The organism is Streptomyces sp. NPDC018610 (assembly GCF_044391765.1).
In the GTDB taxonomy this organism is placed as follows: domain Bacteria; phylum Actinomycetota; class Actinomycetes; order Streptomycetales; family Streptomycetaceae; genus Streptomyces.
On the sequence record NZ_JBISAL010000002.1, the window covers coordinates 708,698 to 729,375 of the forward strand.

At 74.2% G+C, this 20,678-nt stretch carries 14 protein-coding genes and 1 pseudogene; 11 read left to right on the plus strand and 4 right to left on the minus strand.

Annotated elements, in window-relative coordinates; all coding sequences use genetic code 11:
- Positions 1 to 4 precede the first annotated feature (4 nt).
- The 3 genes from ACH5A8_RS08445 to ACH5A8_RS08455 are packed head-to-tail and all read left to right on the plus strand — an operon-like array spanning position 5 to position 5,063.
- The gene (locus ACH5A8_RS08445; protein ID WP_398999333.1) at positions 5 to 232 is read left to right on the plus strand and encodes a phosphopantetheine-binding protein; all 228 of its coding nucleotides are present in this window, start codon (positions 5 to 7) and stop codon (positions 230 to 232) included.
- Positions 229 to 4,164 carry an amino acid adenylation domain-containing protein gene (locus ACH5A8_RS08450; RefSeq protein ID WP_398999336.1) on the plus strand — a complete coding sequence of 1,312 codons (3,936 nt, stop codon included), beginning with the start codon at positions 229 to 231 and terminating at the stop codon, positions 4,162 to 4,164. Before ACH5A8_RS08445 ends, ACH5A8_RS08450 begins: the two co-directional genes overlap by 4 nt.
- Positions 4,161 to 5,063, plus strand: coding sequence for a 4'-phosphopantetheinyl transferase family protein (locus ACH5A8_RS08455; protein WP_398999338.1), 903 nt, complete (start codon positions 4,161 to 4,163; stop codon positions 5,061 to 5,063). The genes ACH5A8_RS08450 and ACH5A8_RS08455 overlap by 4 nt, the downstream gene beginning before the upstream one ends.
- A gap of 204 nt (positions 5,064 to 5,267) precedes the next feature.
- Here ACH5A8_RS08455 and fes read toward each other — a convergent pair whose 3' ends face one another.
- Positions 5,268 to 6,542 (minus strand): enterochelin esterase, encoded by a 1,275-nt coding sequence (gene fes / locus ACH5A8_RS08460; protein ID WP_398999340.1) that lies wholly within the window; start codon positions 6,540 to 6,542, stop codon positions 5,268 to 5,270.
- Between the two features lie 593 nt (positions 6,543 to 7,135).
- Between fes and ACH5A8_RS08465 the strand changes: the two are divergent.
- Positions 7,136 to 7,507, plus strand: a pseudogene (locus ACH5A8_RS08465) (YncE family protein); the annotation flags it as partial.
- A 265-nt stretch (positions 7,508 to 7,772) separates the two neighbouring features.
- A complete protein-coding gene (locus tag ACH5A8_RS08470) occupies positions 7,773 to 10,142 on the plus strand; it encodes a glycosyl hydrolase family 18 protein (RefSeq protein WP_398999342.1) in 2,370 nt (789 codons plus the stop codon).
- A gap of 92 nt (positions 10,143 to 10,234) precedes the next feature.
- Here the strand turns inward: ACH5A8_RS08470 and hemE are convergent, their stop codons facing one another.
- Positions 10,235 to 11,305 carry a uroporphyrinogen decarboxylase gene (gene hemE / locus ACH5A8_RS08475; protein WP_398999344.1) on the minus strand — a complete coding sequence of 357 codons (1,071 nt, stop codon included), beginning with the start codon at positions 11,303 to 11,305 and terminating at the stop codon, positions 10,235 to 10,237.
- 167 nt (positions 11,306 to 11,472) lie between these two features.
- On the opposite strand from hemE, the gene ACH5A8_RS08480 reads away from it, so the two are divergent.
- The 5 genes from ACH5A8_RS08480 to ACH5A8_RS08500 all read left to right on the plus strand — a co-directional run bounded on the left by ACH5A8_RS08480 (position 11,473) and on the right by ACH5A8_RS08500 (position 18,541).
- Positions 11,473 to 12,105 (plus strand): DUF3000 domain-containing protein, encoded by a 633-nt coding sequence (locus tag ACH5A8_RS08480; RefSeq protein WP_398999346.1) that lies wholly within the window; start codon positions 11,473 to 11,475, stop codon positions 12,103 to 12,105.
- Between the two features lie 406 nt (positions 12,106 to 12,511).
- A complete protein-coding gene (locus ACH5A8_RS08485) occupies positions 12,512 to 13,168 on the plus strand; it encodes a LuxR C-terminal-related transcriptional regulator (protein ID WP_398999348.1) in 657 nt (218 codons plus the stop codon).
- Between the two features lie 316 nt (positions 13,169 to 13,484).
- Positions 13,485 to 14,780: an HRDC domain-containing protein gene (locus ACH5A8_RS08490; protein ID WP_398999350.1), complete on the plus strand. Its 1,296-nt coding sequence runs from the start codon at positions 13,485 to 13,487 to the stop codon at positions 14,778 to 14,780.
- A gap of 414 nt (positions 14,781 to 15,194) precedes the next feature.
- Positions 15,195 to 16,415, plus strand: a complete 1,221-nt coding sequence (locus ACH5A8_RS08495) for a thiolase family protein (protein WP_398999352.1) — start codon at positions 15,195 to 15,197, stop codon at positions 16,413 to 16,415.
- On the plus strand, positions 16,412 to 18,541 hold the full coding sequence (locus ACH5A8_RS08500; RefSeq protein WP_398999354.1) for a 3-hydroxyacyl-CoA dehydrogenase NAD-binding domain-containing protein: 2,130 nt from the start codon (positions 16,412 to 16,414) through the stop codon (positions 18,539 to 18,541). Before ACH5A8_RS08495 ends, ACH5A8_RS08500 begins: the two co-directional genes overlap by 4 nt.
- Before the next feature lie 60 nt (positions 18,542 to 18,601).
- On the opposite strand, the gene ACH5A8_RS08505 is transcribed toward ACH5A8_RS08500, so the two are convergent.
- Entirely contained in the window at positions 18,602 to 18,994 is a 393-nt protein-coding gene (locus ACH5A8_RS08505) for a hypothetical protein (RefSeq protein ID WP_398999356.1), read from the minus strand.
- Positions 18,995 to 19,045: 51 nt separating this feature from the next.
- Positions 19,046 to 20,062, minus strand: a complete 1,017-nt coding sequence (locus tag ACH5A8_RS08510; RefSeq protein WP_398999358.1) for a hypothetical protein — start codon at positions 20,060 to 20,062, stop codon at positions 19,046 to 19,048.
- Between the two features lie 137 nt (positions 20,063 to 20,199).
- Between ACH5A8_RS08510 and ACH5A8_RS08515 the strand changes: the two genes are divergently transcribed.
- Positions 20,200 to 20,580: an NTP pyrophosphohydrolase gene (locus ACH5A8_RS08515; protein WP_398999360.1), complete on the plus strand. Its 381-nt coding sequence runs from the start codon at positions 20,200 to 20,202 to the stop codon at positions 20,578 to 20,580.
- Positions 20,581 to 20,678 lie beyond the last annotated feature (98 nt).

Here is a 20,678-nt window from a genome sequence, read left to right on the forward strand (position 1 = left end):
CGGCATGGCCCTCACCCTGGAACAGATCCGTGCCGATGTCGCCGACTGCCTCGGCGAGGACCCGGCCGACATACCCGACGACGAGAACCTCGTCGACCACGGCCTGGACTCGGTGCGCGTCATGGCGCTGCTGGAGCGCTGGCGCCGCGACCACGCCGTCACCGCGGACTTCGCCGACCTCGCCGAGCAGCCCGCCGTCGAGGCCTGGGCGGCCCTGCTGGGGGTCTCATGACCGCCGTGCTCACCGACGGCCCCGGCCGTCCGACGGGTACCGCCGCGCCGGACGCCGTGCTGCCGCTCACTGCCGCCCAGTCGGGCATGTGGTACGCGCAGGCCCTCGACCCGCTCAGTCCCGCGCAGAACACGGCGGAGTGCCTGGAGATCGACGGCCCGCTGGATCCCGCCCTGTTCGCCGAGGCGCTGCGGCAGGTCGTCGCGGAGAGCGACGCGCTGCGCGTCCGCGTCGAGGACGGCCCGCACGGACCGCGCCAGCACGTCCGGTCCGACATCGAACTGCCCCTGCTCGTCGAGGACGTGCGCGAGGCGCGCGACCCGGAGCAGCGGGCGCTCGCGTGGATGCGCGCCGATCTGGCCGAGCCGTTCGACCTGGCGGCCGGGCCGTTGTTCCGGCACGCCCTGTTCCGCGTCGGCGACGAGCGCTGGCTGTGGTACCAGCGCGTCCACCACCTCGTCATGGACGGCTACGGCTACTCGCTGCTGGTGCGCCGCACCGCCGAGGTGCACGGCGCCCTCGCCCGCGGCGAGCAGCCGGCGCCGTGCCGGTTCGGGCGCCTGGCCGACCTCGTCGAGGACGACGCGGCGTACCGCGCCTCGGAGGGGTACGCGGCCGACCGCGCCCACTGGGCGGCGGCGTTCGCCGACCGCCCTCAGGCGCCGCGCCTGGCGGGCCGCGGCGCGCTGCCCTCGCGCACGTTCCGCCGCCGCAGCACCCGGCTGTCGCCCGAGGCCACCGAACGGCTGCGCGAGCTCGCCACCTCGCTGCGCGCCACCTGGCCGGACGTGCTGGTCGCGGCCCAGGCGCTGTACGTCTCGCGGGCCACCGCCCGGGCGGACGTGGTGCTGGGCCTGCCGATGATGGGCCGGATGGGCAGCGTCGCCCTGCGCGTGCCGGGCATGGTGATGAACGTGCTGCCGCTGCGGCTCGCCGTCACCCCCGAGGCGACCTTCGCCGAGCTGGTGCGGCAGGTGGTGCTCGGCATCCGCGAGGTGCGCCGCCACCAGCGCTACCGCTACGAGGACATCCGCCGCGACCTCGGCCTGCTCGGGGAACAGCGCGCCCTGGTCGGCCCGTTGGTCAACGTCATGCCCTTCGACTACGGCGTGGAGCTCGCCGGTTCGCCCGCGCGCGCCCGCAACCTGTCCGCCGGGCCGGTCGAGGACCTGACGGTCAACGTCTACGACCGCGCCGACGGCCGGGGTTTGGCCATCGACCACGACGGCAACCCGGCGCTCTACGACGACGCCGCGCTCGCCGCGCACCAGGACCGGTTCCTGCACCTGCTCGACCGGCTCGCCGAGGCCGACCCGCATCGGCCCACGGCCGAGCTGGACATCGCGACCCCACAGGAACTCACCCTGGTGCTGGAGGAGTTCAACCGCACCGCGCGGCCGGTGCCGCCGACCACCCTGATCGGCCCGATCGAGGCCCAGGCGACCCGCACCCCCGACGCGACCGCGCTGATGTTCGGGGACACCCGCCTGACCTACGGCGAACTCGACGAGCGCGCCAACCGCCTGGCCCACCACCTCCAGTCGCTCGGCGCGCGGCCGGGGGCCGTCGTGGCGGTCTCCGTGCCGCGCTCGGCGGAGCTGGTCGTCGCCCTGCTCGCGGTGCTCAAGGCGGGCGCCGCCTATCTGCCGCTGGATCCGGACTACCCGGAACAGCGGCTGGCCTACATGCTTCAGGACGCGGAGCCGGTCTGCGCCATCACCGACCGCGCCGGACGGCTCCCGCGGGACACCGGGGTCCCGCTGGTGGACCTGGACACCCTGGACGTGTCGCGGCAGCCGTGGGTCAACCCGGCCCGGGCGCTCACTCCCGCCCACCCGGCGTACGTCATCTACACCTCCGGCTCCACCGGCCGGCCCAAGGGCGTCGTCGTGCCGCACTCGGCGATCGACAACCGGCTGCGCTGGATGCAGCACGCCTACGGGCTGACCGGCGAGGACCGGGTGCTGCAGAAGACCCCGTCGTCGTTCGACGTGTCCGTGTGGGAGTTCTTCTGGCCGCTGCGCGAGGGCGCCACCCTGGTCGTCGCGGAACCCGGCGCGCACAAGGACCCCGAGGCGCTGGCCCGGCTCATCCGCGAACAGGCCGTCACCACCTGCCACTTCGTGCCGTCCATGCTCCAGGTCTTCCTCGCCGGACCGGCGGCGGCCGGCTGCGCCGCGTCGCTGCGCCGGGTGTTCTGCAGCGGCGAGGCGCTGCCCCGCGAGAGCGCGCATGTCTTCGCGCGCACCCTGCCGGGCGTCGAGCTGCACAACCTGTACGGCCCGACCGAGGCCGCCGTCGACGTCACGTACCACGCCTGCGACCCGGCGGAGTCCGGACCGGTGCCGATCGGCCGGCCGGTGTGGAACACCCGCCTGTACGTCCTGGACGCGGCGCTGCGGCCTTGCCCGCCCGGTGTGCCCGGCGAACTGTATCTGGCCGGACGCCAGTTGGCCGACGGCTATCTGCGCCGGCCGGAGCTGACCGCGGAGCGGTTCGTCACCGACCCGTTCGGCGCCCCGGGCGGCCGCATGTACCGCACCGGCGACGTGGCCCGCTGGACGGAGCGGGGCGAGGTCGAGTACCTCGGCCGCACCGACCACCAGGTCAAGCTGCGCGGCCAGCGCATCGAACTCGGCGAGATCGAGGCGGCGCTCGCCGCGCAGGACCGCGTGGACGGCGCGTGCGCGCTGGTGCGCGAGGACCGGCCCGGCGAGCAGCTGCTCGTCGGCTACGTCACGGGCGGCGCCGACCCGGCGGCCGTACGGGCGGGAGTGGCGCGGGAACTGCCCGAGCACATGGTCCCGTCCGCCGTCGTCGCCCTGGAGGCGTTCCCGCTGAGCCCGAGCGGCAAGCTGGAGCGGCGCGAGCTGCCGGCCCCCGTGTTCACCGGGTCCGAGCGAGGCCGGGAACCGGCGAACGCCCGCGAGGCGGCGCTGACCCGCGTCTTCGCCGCCGTCCTCGGCCTCGAACACGTCGGCCCCGACGACACCTTCTTCGATCTGGGCGGCACCTCGCTTCTCGCCGTGCGGCTGGTGGCGCGGGTGCGGGAGGAGTTCGGCGCGGAGCTGACGATCGGCTCGCTGTTCGAGGCGCCCACCCCGGCCGCGCTCACCGCCCGGCTGGACACCGCCGCACCGGCCGCCGGGGACGCCCTCGGCGTGGTCCTGGCGCTGCGCGCCGGCGGCGGGCGGATCCCGCTGTTCGCCGTCCACCCGGCCGGCGGCCTCGCCTGGTGCTACGCCGGGCTCTCCGCCCGGCTCGGCCCCGACCAGCCGCTGTACGGCATCCAGGCCCGCGGCCTGGACGACGACGAGCCGCTGCCGCGCACCCTCCAGGAGGAGGCGGAGGACTACGCCGCGCGGATCCGGGAGATCCAACCGCACGGGCCCTACCGGCTGATGGGCTGGTCGGTGGGCGGCATCCTCGCCCACACCGTGGCCGTGCTGCTGCGGGAGGCCGGTGAGCGGGTCGATCTGCTGGCGCTGCTGGACGCCTTCCCGGCCGAGCAGTGGCGCGAGCGGCCCGCGCCCGAGGAGGGCGACGCGCTGACCGCGGTGCTGCGCATGGCCGGTTTCGACCGGGCGGGCGAACGCACCCGTGAGGACGTCCTCGCCACCCTGCGCCGGGCGGGCAGCCCGCTGGCCGGGCTCAGCGACCGCACCCTGGCGCGGATCGTGGACATCGTGCCGAACCACGCGCGGATGATGCGCGAGCACCGGCACCGGCGCTTCGACGGCGACGTGCTGTTCTTCACCGCCGCCGCGCCGCGCGCCGAGGACTGGCTGACCCGCGAGGCGTGGCGCCCGCACGTCGCCGGCGCCATCGACAACCACGACCTGGACTGCACCCACCCGCAGCTCCTGCACGAGGCCCACCTGGACGCCGTCGCGGAGGTCCTGTCGGGCCGCCTGAGGGAACTGGCAGGGTGAGCGGGCCCGGCGACGCGGCCGTCACCGCGTCCGCCGGGGCGGCCGGCGGCCGGACGGGCGGGCCGACGAGCCCGCTGCGTATCCGGGACTGGCCGGGGGCGCCCGTGGGGCCGTTGCCCGATCCGGTCGACGGCCCGCACGTGTGGCTGGTGCGCATGTCCGGGCGCGGCACCGCGCCGGGCCGTGCGGCCCGCCCCGGTGGGGGGCCGGGCGGCTCCTGCGCCGTCGGCGGGGACGTGCCGTCGCCCGGCGTGCCGTGGCCGGCTCCCGGCCCCGGCGGCGGCGCGTGCGTCGTGCCGGACGTCTCCGTCCTCGGCCCGGAGGAGCGGCGCCGGGCGGCCGCGCTGCGCCGCCCCGAGGCGCGGCTGCGGTACGTGGCGGCGCGCTTCGCGCTGCGCGGGCTGCTCGGCGCGTACCTGGGGGTCCCCGCCGGGCGGGTGCCGCTGATCCGGCTGCCGTGCCCTGGCTGCGGGCGGCCGCACGGGCGGCCCGCGCTCGCCGGAGCGGCCGGCGCCGGCCTGCACTTCTCCCTGTCGCGCAGCGGGTCGCTGGCGCTGCTGGCCGTCGCACACGCCCCGGTGGGCGTGGACGTGGAGCGGGTCCCCGGTCCGCGCCTGGCGGCGGACGCGGCAGGCGCTCTGCACCCCGAGGACCAGGCGGAGCTGGCGGCCACCGCCGCCCCGGCACGGCCGGCCGCGTTCGCCCGCTGCTGGACCCGCACGGAGGCGCTGGTCAAGGCCACCGGGGAGGGCCTGTCCGGTCCGTCGCTCGGGACGGTACGGCTGGGCGCCGGCGCCGCGCCCGCACCGCTCGCCGGATGGCGGCTCGTGGACGTCGAGGTCCCGCCGGGGCACGCGGCGGCGTGCGCGGTACGGGACCCTCGGCCGCCCGGAGCGTGATCGGCGGCCCGACGGCGGGCAGCCGGTCAGCCGGACGGGCGGCCCGGCGGCCGGGCGAGTCCACCGGCCCGCGGCTTCCGCTGCCCGGCAATCCGGCAATCCGGCAATCCGGCAGGCAGCCTGCATGCCCGCAGCCGGGCGCCGTCGGTTGCCCACAGGCCCGCAGGCCGGGCGTCGTCGCCTCCGGGGCTCAGCCACCGGGGCTCAGCCACCGGCCAGCAACCCGACCAGTCCGTCGGCGAGTTCGGTGCGCCAGCACAGGTAGTCGTGGCCGCCGTTGAACTCGCGGTACACGGCGTCGTCGTAGCCCGCCGAGGCCAGTGCGTCGCGCAGTCGCCGGGCGGCGGGCAGGGCCACCCACTCCTGTTCGCCGAAGGAGAGCCAGAAGCGCACCGGAAGCCGCTTCGCGGCGGCCAGCTCGCCGGTCAGCCACTCCGCCCGCGGTCCGTTGGGCCACCAGAACGAACCCGACTGCACGAGGGCGTTGCCGAAACGGTGCGGGCTGTGGAGCGCGGCGTAGGCGGCGGTGAGCCCGCCGAGGCTCTGCCCGGCCACGACCGTGCGCGCGGGGTCCTCGGTGAGCGGCACCCTGGTCGCCGCCCAGGGCAGCAACTCCTTCTCCAGGAATGCCACGAACTCCGGGCGGCAGGTCAACTGCGCCCATCGGACGCCCGCGTCCACCGACTCCGGCAGCACGGCGGCGACGGGGGGTATGCGGCCGTCGGCGACGAGGTTGTCCAGCAGGTGTGCGAGACCGAGCCGGGGCTGCCAGTGCTCGCCGTCCAGCAGCACCAGGACCGGAAGCCCGCCGGGGCCGCCGTCGGCGGCGGGACGGTGCACGGCGGCCGGCTCGTAGAGCCAGACGCGCCTGCTGTCGCCGAGGAGTTCGCTCGCCACCACGTGCTCGGTCACCGTGCCCCGCGGCACGTCCGGCCGCGGGAGCCAGTCCTGCGCGCTCGGGGCGCCGGGGAGTTCGGCGTAGCCGACCGGCTGACCGCCCCAGCGCCGGGGCAGTGCACGGGCGTTGCACGGGTCGGTGCGCGGATTGCCGCGCAGCCAGGGCCAGTAGCCCGGCTCGTCGGGAGCGGGGCCGTCGCCCTCGTCCACGAAGAGGTCGTAGGTCCCGCGCCAGTCCGCGCGCAGCCGCAGCGTCCAGTGCCACACGTCGGTGCCCGTCTCGTGCCGCATCAGGTTGCCCTCGGGGGCGCGCGGGTCGCCGAGCTTGTTGGGCAGCACCTGCACCGCGCGGGTGCGGGACGAGCCGCGCCACAGGAAGGTGACGGCCCGGTGGTCGGGGCTGCCCAGCGGGTCGGCGGAGATCAGGGGCGTGCCCCGGCGGCGTACGTCCGCCCAGAAGTCCGACAGGCCGTCAGGTCCGGGCACGGGGAAGGTCGGTGCGTCGAGCAGCGGCAGCGCGTCGGGGCGTGCCAGGCGGGGCGGGTGCTGCGGATCGCCCTGGGGCGGCGCGGTCAGGCTCATACGAGGCGGCTCCGGTGCGCGGGGAACTGCGTTGATCGACTTAGGTATACCTTACCTCGACGACGCCCGGCGGAAGCGGGCTCCGGGAGTACGGACTTCGAGGCGGGAGCCGAGGAAGGCCGATCCCGCCCCGTGGCCGAAGATCACCGGCCGACACCTCCGCCGGAGCGCACCGGCTGCGCCTCCTCGCCCCCGAGCCGCCCATCACGCTGAGGTCGACTTCACCGTGAGCCAGCCGGGCGCGGCGGACGCCAGGCGCCAGCCTGGACCGCGGGGTGCCGGAAGCGGTTCCCGCGACGGCCCCGGTACCCTCGGTCCGCTCGGAGGCCCCCTACGCGACCGCCGCATGACCGGCCGCGGCCGCCGCGGTGGGCGGTGCCGCCAGCGCCGCGGCCACCACGGTGTTCGCCGTACGCCACCGTCCGGCGCGCCCGGCGGAAAGTGCCTGACCTTCCCCGCTCCCCCCGGAGGGGTGTCCCGTTCCACATGGACGGGACACCCCTCCGGGTCATGCCCTTTCTGATGGATCATCAGTTCACGCGCACCCAGACCAAGTCGTGACCACCGCCACAGCCTGGGAACCCGGTAGTTAGCCGGCCGGCGACGGCCCGATCTCGGTGGCCCTGTCCGCCGACGGCCGCACCGCCTACGCCGCCGACCAGACCGCCGGCGCCGTCTCGGTCGTCGACCTGCGCGAGAAGTCCGTCACCAGGACCATCCCGACGGGTGCGGGCGCGCTGTCCGTGGCCGCCGACGCGCGCACCGGCCGCGTCCTCGTGGTCAACCGCACGGACGCCGACGTCTCGGTGGTCGACCCCCGCAAGGGCGCCGTCGTCGAGACCCTGCCCACCGGCGCCGACCCGAACCACGTCACCGTGGACGACGGCACGGCCTACGTGGTGGACAAGTCCGGGGCCGGCCCGGAGGGCCAGGACCAGGTGCACCGCATCCGCGTCGCGCGCTGACCCGTCCGCGGCGGGCAGGGTCCGGTGCGGGACCCCGCGCGACCGGAGCCCGGCTTCCCCGAGGGGAGCCGGGCTCCGCGCACGGGCGAGATCCCCGCCCCTCGACCGGCGCCGCTTTCCGGCCATTCGGTGGTCTCGACCAATCGGCCCACCGAACCCGTTGACGCATTGGTCCAGACCTTCTACGTTGTGGGCGCTCCGTCAGGCACACGCGCACGCACGGTTCACCTCACCCCTGTACCACCCCACGACGACAGGGAGAACCATGTTCCACCGGCGCAGACCACTCCTCGCGACATCCTCGAGAACACCGCTCCGTCCGCTCCTCGGCGGCCCCGCGCCCGGCGCCCGGCGCCACGAGGCCCGGCTCCGGCGGCGGATCGCCGCCCTGGGCACCGCCCTGCTGCTGCCGCTCGCGCTGCTCACCGCGCTCGCCTCCCCCGCCCACGCGGCCGGGACCCTGACCGCGACCTTCACCACCCAGGACAACGGCTCCTGGTGGAAGGGGACCTACATCGTCCACAACAGCGGTTCGGCCGCCGTCAGCGGCTGGAGCCTGGAGTTCGACCTGCCGGCCGGAGTCTCGGTGACCGGCAACTACAACGGCGACGCGACCGTCTCCGGGCGGCACGTGACCGTGAAGAACGCCTTCTACAACGCGACCGTCCCGGCCGGCGGCAGCACCGAGCCGTACAGCTACTGGTTCATCGCCAACGGGCCGATCGGCGCCCCGACGGGCTGCACCGTCAACGGCGACAAGTGCGACGGCACCCCCGACGTCCCGCCGACCGCGCCCGGCGCACCGAAGGCCACCGCGGTCACCGCGCACTCGGTCGCCCTCGGCTGGACCGCCGCGCAGGGCGGCGACCACACCGTGGCCTCCTACGAGGTGCTCAGCGGCACCACCACCGTGGCCACCGCGACCACGACGTCGGCGACCGTCACCGGCCTGACCCCGGCGACGAGTTACACCCTCACCGTGCGCGCCAAGGACACGCGCGGCAACGTGGGACCGGCGAGCGCCCCGCTCACCGTCAAGACCGTCGACCCGGCGACCGACCCGACACCGCCGACCGCGCCCGGCGCCCTGCGCTCGACCGGCAAGACGTCCTCCAGCGTCAGCCTGGCCTGGGACAAGTCCACCGACAACGTGGGCGTCGCCGCCTACGACGTCTACCGCGGCGGCACACTGGCGAAGTCCGTCGGCGCGGACACCACGACGGCCACCGTCGACGGGCTCTCCCCCGCCACCGCCTACACCTTCACCGTCAAGGCCCGCGACACCGCCGACAACGCCTCGCCCGCCTCCAACGCGGTGAGCGTCACCACCGACGACGTGGCCGGACCGGGCAAGCAGCTCAAGGTGGGTTACTTCGCGCAGTGGGGCATCTACGGGCGCCAGTACTTCGTGAAGAACCTCGACACCTCGGGCGCGGCGGCCAAGCTCGACGTGATCAACTACGCCTTCGAGAACCTCGACCCGGCCAACCTCACCTGCCAGGCGGGCGTCACCAAGGGCGTCTCCAGCAATCCGCAGGACCCCGACGAGGGCACCGGCGCGGGCGACGCGGACGCCGACTACGCGCGCCCCATGTCGGCCGCCCAGTCGGTGGACGGCGTCGCCGACGACGGCTGGGGCCGACTCCGCGGCAACCTCAACCAGTTGAAGAAGCTCAAGGCCAAGTACCCCAAGCTGAAGGTCGTGGTGTCGCTCGGCGGCTGGACGTACTCGAAGTTCTTCTCCGACGCCGCCGCCACGCAGGCCTCCCGGGAGAAGTTCGTCAAGTCCTGCATCGACGTGTGGATCAAGGGCGACCTGCCCGTCTACAACGGCGCGGGCGGCCCCGGCACGGCCGCCGGCATCTTCGACGGCATCGACATCGACTGGGAGTGGCCCGGCTCGGAGGGCCACCCGGGCAACCACTACGGCGCCCAGGACAAGGCCGACCTGACCGCGCTGCTCGCCGAGTTCCGCAAGCAGCTCGACGCGCTCGGCGGCGGACACCGGCTGCTGACCGCGTTCACCCCGGCCGACCCGGCGAAGATCTCCGCCGGCTGGGACCTGAGCCGGATCTTCGACTCGCTCGACTACGCGAATGTGCAGGGCTACGACTTCCACGGCGCCGGCAGCGACAACTCGTGGGAGCCCTCGCGCACCGGCCACGGCTCCAACCTGTACACCGACGCGCAGGACCCGTACCCCTTCCACTTCAGCATCGAGGACGCGATCAAGGTCTATCTCGACGCCGGGGTCAATCCCCGCAAGCTGACGGTGGGCTTCCCCTTCTACGGGCGCGGCTGGCAGGGCGTGACCGACGGCGGGGTCAGCGGTGAGTGGCAGGCCGCGAACGGCGCGGCCCCGGGGCAGTTCGACACCGAGGCCGGGGTGCGCGGCTACAACAACCTGATCACCAGCTTCCCGAGCATGACCGTCCGCCACGACGAGCAGTCCGTCTCGACATACGGCTACACCGGCGCCGGCGGCCAGTGGTGGTCCTTCGACGACGCCTGGTCGATCGGGAAGAAGACGGCCTGGATCAAGTCCAAGGGGCTGCTGGGCGGCTTCGTGTGGGAGATGTCCGGCGACACCCCGAGCGGTCAGCTGATGACAGCGCTGGACGACGGACTGAAGTAGCCGGACGCCGGCGCCCCGCGCCGCGCACGGCTCCCGGGCGGACGGACGGCGGACCGTCCGCCCGGGTCGCACGTCAGCGCGCGGGCGCCGCGTCAGCGCGCGGTGCGCTCGTGGACGTAGCCGACGAGGCGGGTCAGCGCGTCCGGGTCGGTGGACGGCATGACGCCGTGGCCGAGGTTGAAGACGTGGCCCTCCAGACCGGCGGCGGCGTCCAGCACCTCGCGGGCCTTGGCCTCGACGGCCTCGCGGGAGGCGAACAGCACGGTCGGGTCGAGGTTGCCCTGCAACGCCTTGCCGGGGCCCACCCGGCGCGCGGCCTCGTCCAGCGGGACCCGCCAGTCGACGCCGACGACGTCCGCGCCGGCCTCGCCCATCAGGCCGAGCAGCTCGCCGGTGCCGACGCCGAAGTGGATGCGGGGCACGCCGTACCCGGCGACGGCCTCGAAGACCTTCGCGGAGGCCGGCAGCACCGAGCGGCGGTAGTCGGCGGGGGCCAGGGCGCCGGCCCAGGAGTCGAAGAGCTGCACGGCGCTCGCGCCCGCCTCGATCTGCACCTTCAGGAAGGCGGACGTGATCGCGGCGAGGCGGTCCAGCAGGTCGGCCCACAGCTCGGGGTCGCCGTACATCATCGCCTTGGCGTTCTCGTACGTCCGCGACGGGCCGCCCTCCACCAGATAGCTCGCGAGGGTGAAGGGGGCGCCGGCGAAGCCGATCAGCGGGGTCGGTCCCAGCTCGCGGGTGAGCAGGCCGATCGCCTCGGTGACGTAGGAGACGTCCTCGGGGGTGAGGTCGCGCAGCCGGGCCAGGTCCTCGCGGGTGCGGAACGGGCGCTCGACCACGGGGCCGACGCCGGGCTTGATGTCCAGCTCGACGCCGATGGCCTTCAGCGGCACGACGATGTCGCTGAAGTAGATCGCCGCGTCCACGTCGTGCCGGCGGACCGGCTGGAGCGTGATCTCGGCGACCAGCTCGGGGCGCATGCAGGACTCCAGCATCGGGATGCCCTCGCGCACCTTGCGGTACTCCGGCAGCGAGCGCCCGGCCTGCCGCATGAACCACACGGGGGTGTGCGGCACCGGTTCACGCCTGCACGCCTTGAGGAAGGCGGAGTCGTAGGTGGCGGTCGGCGGCTGGTGGCTGACGGGCGTCTCGTTGGCACTCACGGTGGCAAGTCTCGCACGACGCCGGGGGCGCGACGGCCCCGGTGTGCGGCCCCCGGACGGCGCCGCGGACCGCGGCGGGGTGTCTTGCCCTGCACGAAGGCTCCGTTCCCTTTAATCTTCCCGGCATGGCTGCGGCTCAGGGACGACTGTCGGACGACGCTGGCGGAATGGACGACGCGAAGGAGGGGGACGCCCATGCGAACAGGGCGGACGAGGCCCCGTTGCCCTTCCGGGCGGCCGTGGAGGCACTGAGGGCCGCGCGGCTGCGCCCGCAGGTGGAGACCGAGCCGGTGCCGCCGCCCAAGCGGCTGGCGCCGTTCGCGTACGCGCTGGAGGCCGCGGTCGTCGACGGGGAACAGGAACTGGCGGACGGCCGTCTGGTGCTGCTGCACGACCCGGCCGGGCACGACGCCTGGCGGGGCACCTTCCGGCTGGTCACCCTGGTGCGCGCGGAGCTGGAGCCGGAGATGGCCGCCGATCCGCTGCTGCCGGAGGTGTGCTGGTCCTGGCTGACCGGGGCGCTGCAGACGCGCGGGCTGACGTACGGCGAGCCCAGCGGCACCGTCACGCGTGCGAGCTCCCACTACTTCGGCGGGCTGGCGGCGCGCCCCGCCGCCTCGCAGATCGAGATCCGCGCCTCCTGGACGCCGCGCGAGGGTCTGGGCGGGGTCCCGGACACGGGCGCCCACCTGGCCTCCTGGTCCGACCTGCTCGCCCAGGTCGCGGGTCTGCCGCCGGCCGGCCCCGGCGACGCGTCGGTGGTGACGCTGCCGCAGCGGCGCGGCCCCCAGTCCCGCTGAGCGCGGGACGACCCCGGTCGCGCCCTGACCTCATCTCCTGTCTCTCCGCACACCGGCCCGGACGGGGACCTCCCCGCCCGGGCCGACCGCTGTCCGCGGCCTCCCGGCGGTGCTTCCCGCCAAGTTTCCGGCACGGCCGCCGGCGTCTTGCCCGCTGCTTACCGTCACTTTGTCGATACGGCCACTTTCGGACAGGTAGCGACCCCGAACGGCCCTGAGCGAACCGATTCGACCTTCGGATGATCGACACTTTGTCCGAATTGCTCGCATTGTTACTCACCAGATCGTGATCATTCTCTAAAGGACAACAGGTTTGATGCCGAAAACGACTGTGACCTTGCAAGCACGGTTCATCCCGGCTTGACCCCCCACAAGCCGGCCCCGTCCCCCACCCCCAGGAGGCCTGGTGTCCGTTCTCCTCGAGCAGCCCGCAAGCCTGGTCGCCTACCGCCCGAACAAGCCGACCGCCATGGTCGTCGTGGCGGACCCGCGCGTCCGGTCCACCGTCACCCGTCATCTGTGGGCGCTCGGAGTCCGTGACGTCATCGAGGCGTCGTCCGTCGCGGAGGCCCGCCCCCGCATCGGCAACCCGCGCGACATCTGCGTCGCCGACGTACACCTGCCCGACGGTTCCGGGCTCACCCTGCTGTCCGAGACCCGTGCCGCCGGCTGGCCCAACGGCCTGGCCCTGTCCGCCGCCGACGACATCGGCGCCGTGCGCAACGCCCTGGCGGGCGGTGTGAAGGGCTACGTCGTCACCGGAACCCGTACCAATGTCGGGCTCCCCGCCCGGCCGGGCGCCGCCCCCATCGGCGCCGCCCGCATGCACCGCCGTCCCCCGGGCGCCCCGAGCCACCCGGGTGGCTACCGCGAGCTCTCCGGCCGCGAGGTCGAGGTGCTCCGACTGGTCGCCGAAGGCCAGTCGAACAAGGCGATCGGCGTCTCGATGGGCCTGTCCGCGCTGACCGTCAAGAGCCACCTAGCCCGTATCGCCCGCAAGCTGGGCACCGGAGACCGCGCGGGGATGGTCGCCGTCGCCCTGCGCACCGGCATCATCCACTGACCCCGCGACCACCCGTCCGCCTCCACCCGTACCGGCCCTGCCACCGCCCGCCGCCGGCAGCGCCGCGACCCCTTCCCGGCTCCCCACCGACTTCGAGACCGCCCCCTTCCCCTTTCCCCGTCATCCGTTTGCCTCACGTCCGTCGTGCCGCCCGACCGTCCCGCCGCGCACTGTCCCCATGAGGCGCCGGCCCCGTCTCCCCAGTTCCGGCCGTGAACCGGACGTGTCGACGACCTGACCGGTTTACGACCCCCCGGCGCCCGCCGACGGAACGTTCCGTCGGCGGGCGCCGTCCATCCACGGATACCCTTGACAGGTGACCGACGCCCAAGAAACCGCAGCAGACAGCTCACTGCGAACCACCGGAGGCGCCCCTCCGGACGACGGCGGAACTTCTGACACCGGGGCGCCGATACCGCTGCTCGAACCACGCGAGGGCATTCCGCCCGTCATCGCCGACGCCGACACGCTCGCCCGGGCCGTCGAGGCCTTCGCCGCCGGCTCCGGTCCCGTCGCCGTCGACGCCGAACGGGCCTCCGGCTACCGCTACGGCCAGCGCGCCTATCTGGTGCAGCTGCGCCGCGAGGGCGCCGGGACGGCTCTGATAGACCCCGCCGCCTGTCCCGACCTGTCGGCCCTCGGCGAGGCGCTGTCCGGCGTCGAGTGGGTGCTGCACGCCGCCACCCAGGACCTGCCGTGCCTGCGCGAGATAGGCATGGTGCCCACCGGCCTGTTCGACACCGAGCTGGCCGGCCGGCTCGCCGGGTTCCCCCGGGTCGGACTCGGCGCGATGGTCGAGAACGTGCTCGGCTTCGTCCTGGAGAAGGGACACTCCGCCGTCGACTGGTCCACCCGGCCGCTGCCCGAGCCCTGGCTGCGCTACGCCGCCCTCGACGTGGAGCTGCTCGTCGACCTGCGTGACGCGCTGGAGAAGGAACTGGAGCGGCAGGGCAAGCTGGAGTGGGCCCTGCAGGAGTTCCACGCCATCGCCACGGCGCCGCCGCCCGAGCCCCGCAAGGACCCCTGGCGGCGCACCTCCGGGATGCACAAGGTGCGGCGCAGGCGGCAGCTCGCCGTCGTGCGGGAGCTGTGGCAGACCCGGGACCGGATCGCGCAGCGGCGTGACGTCTCGCCGGGCAAGGTGCTGCCGGACGCGGCCATCGTCGAGGCCGCCCTCGCCGTCCCCGCCAATGTGCACGCGCTCGCCGCGCTGAACGGCTTCGGGCACCGCACCGGCCGTCGCCAGCTGGAGCAGTGGCAGGCCGCGGTGGACCGGGCCCGCGCCCTGTCCGAGTCGGCGCTGCCGCAGCCGGGACAGGCGGTGACCGGTCCCCCGCCGCCGCGGGCCTGGGCCGACAAGGACCCCGCCGCCGCGGCCCGGCTCTCGGCGGCCAGGGCCGCCGTCACCGCGCTGGCCGAACGGCTGAACATGCCCCAGGAGAACCTAATCTCGCCGGACACCGTGCGACGGCTGTGCTGGGAGCCGCCCAAGCCCGCCGACCGCGACTCCGTCGCCGCCGTCCTCGCCGGCTTGGGCGCCCGCCCGTGGCAGATCGAGCAGGTGACACCGGCACTGGTGACCGCCCTGACGGGCGAGGGCGCGACCACGTAACACCACCCGACGGACCTGGCCCACCGCCCGAGCGGCGCGCACCGCCCGAGCCGTGTTCACGGCCCGGGCGGCCGCCGGCCTCCCCCCGCCGGCCGGGGCCGACCCGCCCGGCCAGGCCCCACAGGCCCGCCCGGCCGGGGCCGCCGGGCCGTGCGGGCAGGCCCAGGGGTGCAGGGGACGGAGTCCCCGCCGGGGGCCGGGGCGGTGCCCCGGGCGGGCCCTGTCGCTTGCCGAGTCGGGCAGGTGGGTGGGACAAGTGACGTAGCGGATCGTGGCCGCCCGCGGTGTGACCTTCGCCGCTCCCGGCGGGGGGACTGGGCAGTTACATTACCCGCGAGTAGCATGAGCGCTGAGCGCGCGCTCAGCATCTGCGCGCCGCAGCAGTGCCATCCCGCACCCTGGAGGAGAGCCATCGTGCCTCGTACCGTCAGGGACGTCGTCTTCGTCGACGGCGTCCGCACCCCGTTCGGCAAGGCGGGCCCGAAGGGCATCTACCACGAGACCCGCGCCGACGACCTCGTCGTGAAGGCGATCCGGGAGCTGCTGCGCCGCAACCCCGGTCTCGACCCGAAGAAGGTCGACGAGGTCGCCATCGCCGCCACCACCCAGATCGGCGACCAGGGTCTGACCATCGGCCGCACGGCCGGCATCCTCGCGGGCCTGCCCACCTCGGTCCCCGGCTACTCCATCGACCGCATGTGCGCGGGCGCGCTGACCGCCGTCACCTCGGTGGCCGGCTCGGTCGCCTTCGGCGCGTACGACGTCGCCATCGCGGGCGGCGTGGAGCACATGGGCCGCCACCCGATGGGCGAGGGCGTCGACCCCAACCCGCGGTTCGTCAGCGAGAAGCTGGTCGACGAGTCGGCCCTGTTCATGGGCATGACGGCGGAGAACCTGCACGACCGCTACCCGCAGATCACCAAGCTGCGCGCCGACGAGTACGCCGTGCGCTCGCAGGAGAAGGCCGCCAAGGCGTACGCCAACGGCAAGATCCAGGCCGACCTGGTCCCGATCTCCGTGCGCCGCACCAGCCCGGAGGGCGGCGAGACCGGCTGGGGCCTGGTCACCGCCGACGAGCCGATGCGCCCGGGCACCACGCTGGAGAACCTCTCCGGCCTCAAGACGCCGTTCCGTGTGCACGGCCGGGTCACCGCGGGCAACGCGGCCGGTCTGAACGACGGCGCCACCGCCTCCGTCATCGCGAGCGAGGAGTTCGCCCGCGAGAACGGCCTGCCGGTCAAGATGCGCCTGGTCTCCTACGCCTTCGCGGGCGTGGAGCCGGAGGTCATGGGCTACGGCCCGATCCCCGCCACGGAGAAGGCGCTGGCCAAGGCCGGCCTGTCCATCTCCGACATCGGCCTGTTCGAGATCAACGAGGCCTTCGCCGTGCAGGTGCTGGCCTTCCTCGACCACTACGGCATCGCGGACGACGACGAGCGCGTCAACCAGTACGGCGGCGCGATCGCCTTCGGTCACCCGCTGGCCTCCTCCGGCGTCCGCCTGATGACGCAGCTGGCCCGCCAGTTCGAGGAGCAGCCGCAGGTCCGCTACGGCCTGACCACCATGTGCGTCGGCTTCGGCATGGGCGCGACGGTCATCTGGGAGAACCCGCACTTCGACGGAGGCGACAAGTGAGCACCACCGCTGAACTCCTGAAGGGCGCGGCCGAGCTGTTCCCGGACGAGGTCGTCACGCAGGCGCACGTACGCCACTTCGACCTGCCGCTGGGTGCGGGCCGCTTCGCGCTCATCACCCTGGACAACGGCTTCGACCACACCAAGCCGACCACCTTCGGCCCGCAGTCGCTCGCGAACCTGAACACCGCGATCGACCAGGTCGAGAAGGAGGCCGCGGACGGCGAGATCGTCGGCGTCGGCATCACCGGCAAGCCGTTCATCTTCGCGGTCGGCGCCGACCTCAAGGGCGTGGAGCTGCTCAAGCAGCACGACCACGCGCTGGCCATCGGCAAGGGCGGTCACGAGGTCTTCAAGCGCCTCGGCGGGCTGGCCGTGCCCACCTTCGCGTACTACAACGGCGCGGCGATGGGCGGCGGCGTCGAGGTCGGCCTGCACTGCCGCTACCGCACGGTCTCCGCGGCCCTGCCGGCGTTCTCGCTGCCCGAGGTCTTCCTCGGCCTGGTCCCCGGCTGGGGCGGCTGCACCCTGCTGCCGAACCTGATCGGCGCGGACAAGGCCGTCACCGTCATCATCGAGAACAGCCTCAACCAGAACCGGCAGCTCAAGGGCAAGCAGGTCTACGAACTCGGCATCGCGGACGCGATCTTCGAGGGCGCGGACTTCCTGGAGCAGTCGCTCATCTGGACGGCGGCCGTCCTCAAGGGCGAGATCGCCGTCGAGCGCCCGGCGATCGACCGCGGGGAGGGCTGGGACCAGGCCGTCGCGCGCGGCCGGTTCGTCGCCGACTCCAAGGTGCACGGCGCCGCCCCGGCCGCCTACCGCGCCCTGGACATCATCGCCGCCGCCAAGGACGGCGACCTGCAGGCCGGTTACGACGCCGAGGACCAGGCCCTCGCGGACCTGATCATGGGCGGCGAACTGCGCGCCGGCATCTACTCGTTCAACCTGGTGCAGAAGCGCGGCAAGCGCCCCGCCGGCGCGCCGGACAAGAACCTGGCCCGCCCGGTGACGAAGGTCGGCGTGGTCGGCGCGGGCCTGATGGCCTCGCAGCTGGCCCTGCTCTTCCTGCGCCGCCTGGAGGTCCCGGTCGTCCTCACGGACATCGACCAGGAGCGCGTCGACAAGGGTGTGGGCTACGTCCACGCCGAGATCGAGAAGCTGCTGGGCAAGGGCCGTATCAACCAGGACAAGGCCAACCGCCTCAAGGCGCTGGTGACCGGTGTCCTGGACAAGGCCGAGGGCTTCGCGGACGCGGACTTCATCATCGAGGCCGTGTTCGAGGAGATGGGCGTCAAGCAGAAGGTGTTCGCGGAGGTCGAGGCGGTCGCCCCGGCGCACGCGATCCTCGCGACGAACACCTCGTCCCTGTCGGTGTCGGAGATGGCGTCGAAGCTGAAGCACCCCGAGCGGGTCGTCGGCTTCCACTTCTTCAACCCGGTGGCGATCCTCCCGCTGCTGGAGATCGTCCGCGGCGAGAAGACGGACGACGCGTCGCTGGCGACCGCGTTCGCGGTGGCCAGGAAGCTGAAGAAGACCGCGGTCCTGGTCAAGGACGCCCCGGCGTTCGTCGTGAACCGCATCCTGACCCGCTTCATGGGCGAGATCCAGAACGTCATCGACGAGGGCACCCCGGTCGAGGTCGCCGAGAAGGCGGTCGAGCCGCTGGGCCTGCCGATGTCGCCGCTGGTCCTGCTGGAGCTGGTCGGCCCGGCGATCGGTCTGCACGTCTCGGAGACCCTCAACAAGGCCTTCCCGGACCGCTTCACGGTCTCCCCGAACCTCAAGGCGGTCGTCGAGGCCGGCAAGCGCGGCTTCTACGTCTACGACAGCGGCAAGCCCGAGCTGGACCCGGAGGTCGCCGCCCTCCTGAAGCAGGGCGACAGCGTCCTGACGGAGGAGCAGGTCCGCACCCGCGTCCTGGACGCCGTGGCCCAGGAGATCGGCCTGATGCTGGACGAGGGCGTCGTCGCCGAGGCCCAGGACATCGACCTGTGCCTGATCACCGGCGCCGGCTGGCCCTTCCACCTGGGCGGCATCACGCCGTACCTGGACCGCGAGGGCGTCTCGGAACGCGTGAACGGCAAGCGGTTCCTGGAGCCGGGCGTGGCGAGCGTCCCCGCCTGAGCGGCTTCGTAGCGGAGCGAGGTGCCCGGCACACCGACTGGTGTGCCGGGCACCGGCGTGTCAGGGGGCGGTCGGACGGCCGTCCTCGACATGGACGACGTGCGGCGCGGTGCCGTCCTCGTGGCGCTTGGACCGCCCGTGGATGCCGACGGCCAGGTGCGAGGGGTCGGCGGGTTCGTCGGGCGCGACGAAGGTGACGACGTCCGGGTGGTGGCTGGTGACCAGCCACCCGGCGTCGCCGGTGATCGTACGCACGCTGAAGTCCCCCGACGGGCCGCCGACGCTCACGGGCCCGAACTCCCTCAGGATCTGCGTGGCCTGCTCGGCGGGATCCCCCTCGGGCTCCGTCAGCAGCACGCAGGTGCCGTGCTCGAACAGCACCCAGGGCGTGTCGGCCGAGGCGAGGATCCACTTCCAGACATCGATGAGCTTCCGGCGCTTCTCGCTGGTCATGGCCCCATCATGGCGCACACGCCGAACGACCGTGCGATCAGGCGCGGGGGCTCACACCTCCCGCCACGCCTCCAGTGCGAGTCCGGGTTCCTGTTTGCGGTGGGCGAGGAGGAGGCGGCCGGTGGAGGGGGACAGGGTCGCCGCGATGAGGCGGCCGTCGCCGTCCGTGACGAGGGCGACCTCGGCGTCCACCGGGACGAGCGGTCCCGACTCGGTCCACCAGGCCCCCGCCGACTCCTCCTGCGTGGGATAGGCGGCGAAGGCCACCCGTCCGCTCGTCGCGCGCTGGGCCAGCAACGTGCAGTCGTGGCCGTCGAGTTCGCAGCGCACCGCGGCGGCCGGACCGGGGCCCGCGGCGGGCAGGACGGTGGTCGGCTTGCCGCCGGGCCGCCAGGCGCACAGGTCGCCCGACTCGTCGGTGTAGAAGACCGTGGTCTCCTCGGCCGACGTCGCGAGCGCCCGGAGGGTGCCCGGGCGCACCGAGGTCTCCATCCGCTCGCCGAGGACCGGCCGTCCGCCCGGCTCCTCCTGACGCCAGTGCAGCAGCGCGCCGGGCGCCGCCGCGTAGAGCTCCACGCGGCCGGACTCACCCGTGACGGCCGCCAGGCCGTCCTGGACGTCACGGCCCTTCACGTCGCACCAGGCGCCCCAGCCGCCCTTCTCCTCCTGGGCCAGCATGCTCACGCCGCCGCCCCCGTTGCGGACGAAGACGTGGGCGCGGCCCTGGGCGTCGACCGCCACGGCGGGCGTGCTCGTGCGGTCGCCCTTCCGGTTGGGGTGGCCGATCGGGTGCCAGTCCAGGGGCGCGAGCCGGGGGCGGAAGTGGGTGGAGTGCACGAGGCCCGCCTCGCCGGGCACGGTGGGCCGCCAGCTGACCAGGTGGGCGTAGCGGTCGGCGCCCTGGCCGACGGCCGCCGCCGGGTACAGCGGCTGGTCGCCGCCCACCTTGCGGGGGGCCTCCCAGGGGCCGCCGGGCCACCGCTCGGCCCGGCACAGCAGGGCGTCGCCCGAGGGGAGGTAGACACTGAGCAGGCCGTCGCGCCCGCGTATGAGCCAGTCGCCGTTCACCGGGTCACTTTATCCGCGCCCGCCGCGCGACCTGTCCCGGCCCCCCGGGCCACCGGCCCGCCGGCGGGTGCGCCGTCGTCGTGGCCGCGCGCCTTCGAGGGCGGAAGCGCCGCGGCCGGGCGGCCTACCCTGAGCCCATGGACCTCAGGCCCGAGAACCTCCCCCTGCTCGTGATCGTCGACGGCGCGAACGTCGTCGGGTCGGTGCCCGACGGCTGGTGGCGCGACCGCCGGGGGGCCGCGGAGCGGTTGCGGGACCGGCTGGCCGCGGACGGGGTGCCGCGCCTGGCCGAACGGGCGGAGATCGTCCTGGTCGTCGAGGGCGCGGCCGCCGGCGTCGGCGCGGTGCCGGGCGTACGGGTCGAGACCGCGCCCGGCAGCGGGGACGACCGTATCGTCGAACTGGTCGGGCAGGCCGCCGGCCGCCCCGCGCTGGTCGTCACCGCCGACCGGGAACTGCGCCGCCGCGTCACCGAGTTGGGCGCCGAGGTCACCGGGCCGCGATCGGTGCGCGACTGACCTCGCCGGCCGCGTGCGTGGTTGAGGTCCCGGCCGATGCGCGGTCGACCTCCCAGGCGGTGTCCCGGCCGGTGCGCTCGGTGGCGGTCGTACGGTGC

Coding starts and splice junctions, on each gene's coding strand:
- ACH5A8_RS08470 (WP_398999342.1), top strand. CDS start 7,773: ATGTTCCACCGGCGCAGACCACTCCTCGCGACATCCTCGAGAACACCG.
- ACH5A8_RS08515 (WP_398999360.1), top strand. CDS start 20,200: ATGGACCTCAGGCCCGAGAACCTCCCCCTGCTCGTGATCGTCGACGGC.
- fes (WP_398999340.1), bottom strand. CDS start 6,542: ATGAGCCTGACCGCGCCGCCCCAGGGCGATCCGCAGCACCCGCCCCGC.
- ACH5A8_RS08445 (WP_398999333.1), top strand. CDS start 5: ATGGCCCTCACCCTGGAACAGATCCGTGCCGATGTCGCCGACTGCCTC.
- ACH5A8_RS08480 (WP_398999346.1), top strand. CDS start 11,473: ATGGACGACGCGAAGGAGGGGGACGCCCATGCGAACAGGGCGGACGAG.
- ACH5A8_RS08505 (WP_398999356.1), bottom strand. CDS start 18,994: ATGACCAGCGAGAAGCGCCGGAAGCTCATCGATGTCTGGAAGTGGATC.
- ACH5A8_RS08450 (WP_398999336.1), top strand. CDS start 229: ATGACCGCCGTGCTCACCGACGGCCCCGGCCGTCCGACGGGTACCGCC.